A 10,672-nucleotide genomic window follows, 5' to 3' on the forward strand; every position below is an offset into this window, starting at 1 on the left:
GTGTTCACGGCTGCTGAAGGTCGTCGCCGTGCACCGGCTGCGTCATGGCCGCGCGGATCTTGCGGTCGCCGCGGAACGGCGTGCGCGCGTGGGCCACGGACATGTTGTCGATCATCAGGATGTCGTCCTTTTCCCAGGGAAAGGCGACCTCCACCTGGTCGAAGGCGCTGCGGATGGCGGCCAGCGCCTCGGGCTCGATCGGCTCGCCGTCGCCGTAGAAGGTGTTGCGCGGCACGCCGTCCTCGCCCAGCGCCTCCACCAGCGCCTCGGCCACCTCGGCGTCCAGCGAGCTGACGTGGAACAGGTGCGCCTGGTTGAACCACAGCGTCTTGCCGGTGGCGGGGTGGCGCATGACGGCCTGGCACACCTGGCGGGTGCGCAGCCGCTCGCCGCCCTTCCACTCCACCTCGATCCCCTCCTCGGCGCAGAACTTCTCCACCACGGCGCGGTCGGTGGTGTTGAACACTTCCTGCCAGGGAAGGTCGACGCCGTCGCCGTAGTTGCGCACGTACATGACCCGCTTGGCCGCGAACTTGTCGCGGATGTGCGCCGGGATGGCCTCGTAGACCTTCGCGCTGTCGGCGATGGGCGTCATCCCGCCTTCGGGCGACGGCAGCTCGGCGAAGAAGAACAGCCGCATGGGCCAGCTGCGCGAGTACGAGTGCTCGTTGTGCATGGGGATGAACTTGTCCGCCGGGTACTCGGTGGACGTGTAGATCCCGTTCCCCACCTCGGTGCGCGGGGTGGAGCGGTACGTGTACTTCTCGGGGTTGCCGCCGGTGGTCGTCACGAAGTCGCGAAAGCCCTCCAGCGCGCCCACCTTCCAGCCGCGGAACAGGATGCTGCCGTGCTCCACCAGCTTCTTCTCGATGAACTCCAGGGCGCCCGCGGCCCACGCGTTCAGCTCCATCCCCTGGGTCTCGGGACGCACCACCAGGGGCAGCGTCTCGCCCGGGATCACCTGGCCGGTGCGGATCCCCGTCTCGCCGCCCAGGGTGACGGCCTTGCGCTCCACGCGGCCCAGCTTGCGCAGGGTGGCGGCCCCGCCGTTTTCGTTCGACATCTCCGTATGCTCCAGTCTTTCAGGTTTCGATGGTCACGGCGGTGCGCCGGATTCCCTTGAGGTGCATCCGGAACGAGTCCGGGTCGGCCGCGTTCGCCCCGCCGCACAGCTCGGCCACGGTGGCGTCGGGGCGCGCGGCGGCCCCCTGCAGCAGGCGGCGCAGCTCGTCCAGCAGCCCCAGCGCGGTGCCGCGGTCGAACAGGTCGGCGTTGTAGGCCAGGTTCAGCACCATCCGCCCCTCGTGCTCCTCGGCGGACAGGCGCACGTCGAACTTCACGGCGGGCTCGCCCACGTCCACGCCCTCCACCCCCAGCCCGCCGAACGCCAGCGGCTCGCGCGGCACGGCCGAGTGGTTGAGCCACGCCTGGAAGACGGGGTTGCGGCTGGTGTCGCGGGGCAGCGCCAGCGCCTCCACCACCTTTTCGAACGGCACCTCCTGGTGGGCGAACGCCTCGAGGGCGGTGGTCCGCGACCGGCGCAGCAGCTCGCGGAACGCCGGGGCGCCGGACAGGTCCATGCGCAGCGGCAGCGAGTTCAGGAACAGGCCGATCACGTCGTTGAGCTCCGGCCGGTCGCGGTGGACGACCACCGGCGCGCCCACCACCACGTCGTCCTGCCCGGCGCGGCGGCCCAGCAGGCCGGCCCAGGCGGCCAGCACCGTCATGAAGGCCGTCACGCCCTCGCGGCGGCCCAGCGTGTGGAGCGCGGTGGTCAGCTCCGTGGTCAGCACCACGCCTTCGGCGGCGCCGCGGTACGTCTGCACCGCGGGGCGCGGGCGGTCCGTGGGGAGCTCCAGCGGCCGGATGCCGCGCAGGCGGCCGGCCCAGAAGCCCAGCTCCCCTTCCAGCGCCGTGTCCAGCCGGCGGCGCTGCCAGGCCGCGAAGTCGGCGTACTGCACCGGCAGCGGGGCCAGCGGGCTCTCCCGGCCCGCGGCAAAGGCGCCGTACAGGGCGGCCAGCTCGCGCAGCAGCACCCCGGCCGACCAGCCGTCGTACACGATGTGGTGCAGGGAGATGACGGCCGCGTGGTCGTCGTCCGCGGCGCGAAGGAGGACGGCGCGCACCAGCGGCCCCGCCTCCAGGTCGAACGGGCGCCACGCCTCGGCCGTGGCGGCCTCGCGCAGCACGCGTTCGCGCTCGGCCTCGGCCACCTCGCCCAGGTCGATCACGGGCACCGGGAGGTGCAGATCGTCCAGCACGATCGTCCGCGGCTCGCCGTCCACCATGGGATACGCCGTCCGCAGCACCTCGTGGCGGCGGACGATCTCGTTCAGCGCGCGGCGCCAGGCAGCGGCGTCCAGCGCGCCCCGCAGCCGGAAGGTGTGCGGGATCGTGTGCGCGGGCGAGTCCGGGTCCAGCAGGTGGGTGAACCACAGCCGGTGCTGCCCGAACGAAAGGGGCAGCTCGCCGTCGCGCGGCAGGGCGGTGATGGGCTCGGCGGGGACGGCGGCCGCGTGCAGCGCCATCTCGACCAGCCCCGCCAGCCCCGCCACCGTCTGCGCCGCCAGCAGCCCTTCCACCGGGACCGACACGCCGAATTCCTTGCGGACGCGGGCCATGGTGAGGATGGCGCGGATGGAGTCGCCGCCCAGGGCAAAGAAGTCGTCGTACACGCCCACGGCGGGCACCTTGAGCACGGCGGCCCAGATCCCGGCCAGCTGCGCCTCGATCTCCGAGCGCGGCGGCACCGGCGTCTCGTCGCCCGCGGGGGCGGCCTCGGGCTCGGGCAGCGCGCGGCGGTCCACCTTGCCGTTGGACGTCAGCGGCAGCGCCGCCAGGGGGACGAAGTGCGCGGGGACCATGTACGCCGGGACGTGCGCCTCCAGGTAGCGCCGCAGCACGGCGTCACCGGCGTCCGCGCCCTCGGCGGCGGCCACCCAGGCCACCAGCCGGGCCTCGTCGCCCTCGCCGCGCGCCCCGACGGCGGCCTGCGCCACGGCGGGGTGGGCGCGCAGCAGCGCCTCTACCTCGGCGGGCTCCACGCGGTAGCCGCGCACCTTTACCTGGCCGTCGCCGCGGCCCAGAAACTCCAGCGCGCCGTCCGCCAGCATCCGCGCGCGGTCGCCCGTGCGGTACATCCGCGCGCCCGGCCGCGTCGAGAACGGGTCGGGGACGAAGCGCTCGGCCGTGAGCGAGGGCCGGCCGGCGTAGCCGCGGGCCACCGTGGGCCCGCCCACCACCAGCTCGCCCGCGGCGCCCGCGGGGACGGGGTGCAGGTGCGCGTCCAGCACGTACGCGGCGGCCTGCCCCAGGGGGCGGCCCAGCGGCGGCTGCGCGGCGCGGCCGGGGGCGTCGGCCCGCAGCTCGCCCGCCATCACGCCGACGGTGGTCTCCGTGGGGCCGTAGTGGTTGTGGACGCGCACGCCCGGCACCGCCGCGCGCACCCGCTCCACCAGGCTCCAGGTGGCCCGGTCGCCGCCCAGCACCAGCGCCTGGCGGGGAAGGACGGTCTCGGCGCGCTCGCCGGCCAGCAGCGCCTGCAGGTGCGCGGGGACGATCTTCAGCACGTCCAGCGGGCGGCCTTCCAGCCCCTCCGCCAGCGCGGCGGGGTCGGTGGCCTCCGTGTCGCTCAGCACGCGGAGGGTGCCGCCGGCGCAGAGCGCGGGAAAGAGCACCGTGTTGCCCAGGTCGGCCGCGAAGGTGGAGGCCAGCCCCCAGCGCCCGCCCTCCGGCAGCCCCAGCCGCCGGGCCGCGGCCGGGACGTAGTGCATCACCTGCCCGTGCTCCACGGCCACGCCCTTGGGGCGGCCGGTGGTGCCGGAGGTGTAGACGATGTAGGCCAGGCGCCGCGCGTCGTCCTCGTCCGCCGGCGCGGTGCCGGGAAAGGCGTCCAGCGGCTCGGCGTCCAGCACGACCACGGGGACGCCGGCATCGGCCACGCGGCCGGCCCAGCGGGCCAGCGTCACCACGGCGCGGGCGCCGCTGTCGCGCAGCAGCCAGTGCAGCCGCTCTTCGGGGTGCGCCGGGTCCAGCGGCACGTACGCCGCGCCCGCCTTCCACGCGGCCAGGACGGAGGGGACGACCTGCGGCACGCGGTCCATCAGCACCGCCACGCGCGACTCGGCGCCGGCGCCCAGCTCCCGGAGGCGGTGCGCCAGGCGGTTGGCGAGCGCGTCCGTCTCGGCGTACGTCATCGATCCGTCCGCGCCCTCGACGCAGGCACGGTCCGGCGTGGCCGCGGCCCGCGCCTCGAAGACGCGGTGGACGGGGCGCGCCAGCGGGGGCAGCGACGCGTCCGGACCGGCGGCGCCGGCCCGCCACGCCGCGCGCGCCCCGTCGTCCATCAGCTCCACGGCGTCGTAGCGCGCGTCGGCGTCGGCCGCGATGGCGTGCAGCACCCGCATGTACGTGGCGGCGATCTCGCGGATGCGGTCGTCGCCCAGCACCCGGCGGTCGCCCTCCACCGTCAGCGCCAGCAGCCGGTCGTTCCCCGGCACGTGCTGAAACGAGGTCATCACGGCGAAGTTGGTTTCCTCGAGCACCGCGCTGACGTCCAGCACCTTCATCTCTTCGCCGCCCACGTGCCCGCCCAGCACGTGAAAGTTCAGGTACACGAACGAGGCGTCGAACAGCGTGCGCCCGCCCGCCTCGGCCTGGATGGCGCTCAGGGGAAAGCGGCGGTGCGGCATCACCTGCAGCTCCGTCTCGTGCACGCGGCGGATGAGCTCGCGCCAGGTGCCGCCGGACAGGTCGGCGCGCAGGGGGACGGTGTTCAGGAACAGCCCCGCCACGCGGTCGCCGTCCACCGTCTCCGGCCGCCCGTTGGTCGAAAGGCCGGTGACCACGTCGGTCTGCCCGCGGAAGACGGAGAGCACGCGCAGGTGCGCGGCCAGCAGCACGCTCTTGAGCGGCACCGCCTCGGCGCGGGCCACCTTGCGCAGCCCCTCCAGCAGCCGGCGGCGCAGGCGGCGGTCTTCCTTGAGGATGCGCGGGCCGCCGGCCTGCACCGCGGCGCCCGGGGCCAGCGGCGACGGGTCGTATCCCTCCAGGTGGCCGCGCCAGAAGTCCTTCGCCTCGCCCGAGGCCAGGGCGCGGCGCTCCAGGGCGATGAAGTCGCGGTAGGTGGTCCTGAGCTCGCCCAGCTCCGGCAGCCCCTCGCCGCGCAGCAGCGCGAAGTAGCACGCCAGCGTGTCGGCGATGATGGTGTGCAGGCTCCACCCGTCGCTGACCGCGTGGTTCTCTACCAGGCAGAACTCCAGCGTGTCGTCCGTGCGGCGCACGACGTGGAAGCGGATCTGCGGCGGCACCGGCAGGTCGAACGCGTTGTCGGACTCGGCGGCGAAGAACCGGTCCAGCGCCGCCTTCTGCGCGGCCGCGTCGAGGTGGCGCAGGTCGTGGTGGTGGATGAGCGAGACGGCCTTCTCGTACACGATCTGCAGCGGCTCGCTGTAGCCGTGCAGGTCGAACCCGGTGCGCAGGTTGGGGTGGCGGTGGACGACGGCGATCATCGCCCGCTCCATCTTTTCCGCGTCGAACGGGATCTGGACGTGAAAGCTGGTAAGCCCGTGGTACAGCGGCGCGTCGGCGTCCCGGTCCTGGTGGTACAGCATTCCCAGCTGCGTGCGGGAGAGCGGATACGCATCCACCACCCCCTCCGGCAGCCGCGCGCGGTCCTCGTCCGTGACGAGCGAGAACGGCGGGGTGTGCAGCTCGGCCTCGCCGCCGTAGCGCTCCGCTTCGACGGCCGCGGCCAGCGTGGCCACGGTGGGGTTGCGGAACACCTGGCGCAGCGTGACGGGAAGCCCGCGGTCGCGCGCCATCCCGGCGATGCGCAGCGACAGGATGCTGTCGCCGCCCAGGGCGAAGAAGTTGTCGTGGATGCCCACGGTCTCCACGCCCAGCACCCCCGCCCACACGGCGGCCAGCGTGTCCTCCACCACGGTGCGCGGGGCGGCGTACGCCTCTTCCATCCCCGCCCGCTCGGGGCCGGGCTCCGGGAGGGCGCGGCGGTCCAGCTTGCCGCTGGGGTTCAGCGGCAGCGCGTCCATCGCGACGAAGGCGGCGGGGACCATGTGCTCGGGAAGCCCCTGCCCCAGGTGCGCCCGCAGGTCGTCGGCGTTGGGCGCCGTCTGGAACGACGGCACCACGTAGGCGACCAGCCGGGCCCCGCCGCGCCCTTCGCGGGCGACGACGGCGGCGGCGCGCACGCCGGGATGCGCCGTCAGGGCGGCCTCGATCTCGCCCAGCTCGATGCGGAAGCCGCGGATCTTTACCTGGTGGTCGATGCGCCCCAGGTACTCCAGCGTGCCGTCTTCCGTGTGGCGGGCCAGGTCGCCGGTGCGGTACATCCGCGCCCCCGGCCGCGCCGCGAACGGGTCGGGGACGAAGGCGGCGGCGGTGAGCGACGGGCGGGCCAGGTAGCCGCGCCCCACCTGCACGCCGCCGATGCACAGCTCGCCCGGAAAGCCCGGGGGCACCGGCGCGCCGTGGCGGTCCACCACGTAGATGGCGGTGTTCGCGACCGGCCGGCCGATGGGCACCGTGGCGGCGTCCGGCCGGCAGGCGTGAAAGGTCACGTCCACCGCGCACTCGGTGGGGCCGTACAGGTTGTGCAGCTCCACGCCGGGGAGCCGCTCGAAGAAGCGGGCCTGCAGCTCCGGCGGCAGCGCCTCGCCGCTGCAGACGACGCGGCGCAGCGTCGATCCGCACGCCTCGATGCCGTCCGCCTCCAGAAAGGCGCGCAGCATGGAGGGGACGAAGTGCAGGGTGGTCACGCCGCGCTCGACGATGCGGTCGCGCAGGTACAGCGGGTCCTTGTGGCCCTCCGGACGGGCCAGCACCTGCCGGGCGCCCGTCATCAGCGGCCAGAACAGCTCCCACACCGACACGTCGAACGAGAACGGCGTCTTCTGCAGCACGGCGTCCGTGGCGTCGAGCCCGTACGCCTCCTGCATCCACAGCAGCCGGTTCACCACGCCGCGGTGCGCGTTCATGGCGCCCTTGGGACGGCCGGTGCTGCCGGAGGTGTAGATGACGTACGCCAGCCCGTCCACGTTCGCGCCGCCGCGGGGCGCCTGGTCCGGGTAGTTGCGCACCTCGGTGTCGCTGTCGATGCACACCACCCGCACGGCGAACGGCACCGGAAGCGTGGGCAGCAGCGCGTCGGTGGTCACCAGCGCGCGCACGCCGGCGTCCTCGAGCATGAAGCGGCGGCGGTCGGCGGGGTACGACGGGTCCACGGGGAGGTACGCCCCGCCGGCCTTCATGGCGGCCAGCGCGGCCACCACCATGCCGGCGGAGCGGTCCAGGTGCACGGCGACCACGGACTCGCGCTTTACGCCCAGGTCGCGCAGCCGGTGCGCCAGGCGGTTGGCCCGCGCCTCCAGCTGGGCGTAGGTCAGCGTCTCGTCGTCGGCCTCGACGGCCACGGCGTCCGGCGTGCGCGCGGCCTGCTCGGCGATCAGCGCGTGCAGGGTGCGCTCGCGGCCGGGGTAGGCGCGGGCGGTGTCGTTCCACTCCGCCAGCACGCGGGTGCGCGCGGCGTCGTCCAGCAGCAGGTCCGAGGGGCGGCGCGACGGGTCCTCCGCGGCGCGCTCGAGGACGGTGAGCAGGTGGCCGACCAGGCGCTCGGCGGTCGCGGCGTCGAACAGGTCCGTCTGGTACGCCAGCGAGCCGCGGACGCCGTCGGGCGTCTCGATGAGCGCCAGCACCAGGTCGAACTGCGCGGTGCCGGTGACCATGGCCTGCGGGCGCACGGACACCCCGCCGCCCAGCGCCATCTCGGACTGCGGCGAGGCGCTGTCGAAGTTGAACAGCACCTGGAAGAACGGGTTGCGCCCCGGGTCGCGGCGCGGCTTGAGCTCGCTCACCAGCCTGGCGAAGGGAAGCGCGTTCTCCTGCGCCTCGACCATCGACGCGCCGGCGCGGCGCACCACCTCGCGGAACGACGGGTTGCCGGACAGGTCCACCCCCAGCACCAGCGCGTCGACGAAGAAGCCGATCAGCCCCTCCAGCTCCACTTCGGCGCGGTTGGCGACGGGCGATCCCACGAAGACGCGCTGCTGCCCGCTGACGGCGTGCAGCAGCACGCTCCAGGCGGCCAGCAGCGTGCTCACCAGCGTGCCGCCCTCGGCGCGGCCCAGCGCGGCCAGGCGCTCGGTGGTCGGCGCGGGGACGGAAAAGCCGTGGTGCGCGCCGGCAAAGGTGGGCTCCTCGGGCCGCGGGCGGTCCGTGGGCAGCTGCATCACGTCCGGCGCGGCGGCCAGGTGCTCGCGCCAGTACGCCAGCCGCGGCGCGGCCTCGTCGGACGCCACGAACTCGCGTTCCCAGTGCGCGTAGTCGCCGTACTGCACGGGCGGCTCTTCCAGCGGCGACGCTTCGCCGGCCAGGAAGGCGGCGTACAGGGCGGCCAGCTCGCGGATGAACACGCCCTCGGACCACCCGTCGTAGACCAGGTGGTGGGCGGTCACCAGGAGCACGTGCTCCTGCTCGTCGAGCCGGGCCAGCCCCACGCGCAGCAGCGGGCCGCGCGCCAGGTCGAACGGGCGCGAGGCCTCGTCGGTGGCGTACGCCTCGGCGGCCGCCTCGCGGTCGGCCGCGTCCAGGGTCGAAAAGTCCTGCAGGGGAAGGGCGACGTGGGCGGCGGGCGCCACCACCTGCGCCGGCTCGCCGTCCAGCACGGCAAACGTGGTGCGCAGCACCTCGTGCCGCGCCACGATCTCGTTCAGGGCACGCTCCAGCGCCGCCGCGTCCAGCGGTCCCCGCAGCCGGTAGGCGGCGGGAATGTGGTACGCGGGGCTCTGCAGCTGAAGCTGCGACAGCAGCCACAGCCCCTGCTGGGCGTGGGAAAGCGGGAAGGTGTAGACCTCCTGGCCCGCCGGGTCCTGCAACTGCGCTTGCGACTGCGACATCGGAAAAACGCTCCCGGTAGGGTTCAAAGGGTCTTCAGAATTCCGTCGGCCGCGCCGGCCACCCGCCGCTGGCTGCGCGCCACGCGCGTCAGCCGGGGCATGGACGCGCCCGCGCCACCGGCGCGCAGCGCGTCGACGTGCGCGGCCAGCGTGGCCACGGTGGTGTGCTCGAACACGCGCCGCAGCGGCAGGTCCACCTCAAGCGTGCGCCGCACGCGCGCCGCGACCATCGACGCCAGCAGCGAGTGGCCGCCCAGCTCGAAGAAGTCCGCCTCCACGCTCACCCGCTCGCGGCGAAGCACCTCCGCCCAGATGGCGGCCAGCACCTCTTCCGTGGGCGTGCGCGGATCCACGTGCGCCGCGGCGGGCTCCACTCCGCCCCGCCCGTCGGCTTCCAGCGCGCGGCGGTCCGTCTTCCCCGCCGGCGTCACCGGCAGGGCGTCCATGGGGATGAAGACGGCGGGCACCATGTGCTCCGGCACCCGCTCGCGCAGGTGCTCGCGGAGCGCGGCGGCGTCGACCGGTTCACCCGGCGCGGCCACCAGGAAGGCGGCCAGCTCCGTCCCGCCGCGGACGACGACGGCGCAATCCGCGATGGAGGCATGGGCGCGCAGGGCGGTCTCGATCTCGCCCGGCTCGATGCGGAAGCCGCGGATCTTCACCTGCTGGTCGATGCGCCCCAGGAACTCCAGCTGGCCGTCCGCCCCGCGCCGGACGCGGTCGCCGGTGCGGTAGAGGGTGGCGCCGGGGGTGCCGGAGAACGGGTCGGGGACGAACGCCGCTCCCGTCCGCGCCGGCTGCCCCAGGTAGCCGTCGCCCACCGCGATGCCGCCGATGCACAGCTCGCCCGCCACGCCGTCGGGCACCAGCCCCATCGACGCGTCCACGATCCAGCAGTCCAGGTTGGGGAGCGGCCGGCCGATGGAGACGGCGTGCGTCCCCGTGGGCAGCGGCTGCGTGATCGCCGCCTGCGTCACGTCGTCCGACGCTTCCGTCGGCCCGTACGCGTTGATGACGGCCGTCCCCGGGTAGGCGGCGAGCCAGTCGTTGACGAGATCCACCGGCACCGTCTCGCCCGTCGCCATCACGGCGCGCACCGACGGCAGCGACTTCTCCGCATCCGCCAGCGTGGCCGCATGGTCCAGCAGGGCGCGGAGCACGGCGGGCACCGGCTCGAACAGCGTCACCGCCTCGTCGCGCAGGACGGCCAGCAGCTGCTCGGGATCCGCCACCGTGTCGGTGTCGGCGATGACGGTCCGTCCGCCCAGCACCAGCGGCGCCAGCATCTGCCAGACGCTGATGTCGGACGACGCGGGGGCGCTCTGCAGGAAGCGGAGAGACTCGTCCAGCCCCAGCAGCTCGGCCTCGGCGAACACGTGGTTCACCGCGCCGTCGTGCCGCACCACGGCGCCCTTGGGCAGGCCCGTGGAGCCGGAGGTGTACAGCAGGTACGCGGGATCGCGCGGGTGCACCGGGCGGCCCTCGAGAAGCACGTCCGGCTGCGCGGCGAGATCCGCCGGGCCCAGCACGCGGACGGCCGAGCCGAAATCCGCATCCGTCGCGTCCAGGGAGAGAACGGCGGCCAGCGCGGGTGCGTTCCCCAGCGCGGGGGCGGCGGACTTCGCCAGCAGGTCGCGGGTGATGACGGCCTTTGCGCCGCTGTCGGCCAGCATGTGCCGCAGACGGTGCTCCGGGTACGTGGGATCGACGGGGACGTACGCCGCGCCGCTCTTCAGCACGCCGACGATCGACGTCACGAA

Annotated in this window: 3 protein-coding genes; all 3 read right to left on the reverse strand. The window is 74.3% G+C overall.

Annotation, left to right across the window (positions count from 1 at the left end):
• Positions 1–4: 4 nt before the first annotated feature.
• Entirely contained in the window at positions 5–1,063 is a 1,059-nt protein-coding gene (locus VGC13_RS21005; protein ID WP_331127247.1) for a TauD/TfdA family dioxygenase, read from the reverse strand.
• 19 nt (positions 1,064–1,082) lie between these two features.
• The gene (locus VGC13_RS21010; protein ID WP_331127248.1) at positions 1,083–8,912 is read right to left on the reverse strand and encodes an amino acid adenylation domain-containing protein; all 7,830 of its coding nucleotides are present in this window, start codon (positions 8,910–8,912) and stop codon (positions 1,083–1,085) included.
• A gap of 23 nt (positions 8,913–8,935) precedes the next feature.
• On the reverse strand, positions 8,936–10,672 hold a 1,737-nt coding region (locus VGC13_RS21015), incomplete at its 5' end, for an amino acid adenylation domain-containing protein (protein WP_331127249.1).

Origin of the sequence: Longimicrobium sp., assembly GCF_036399255.1 — a bacterium.
Classification (GTDB): Bacteria; Gemmatimonadota; Gemmatimonadetes; order Longimicrobiales; family Longimicrobiaceae; genus Longimicrobium.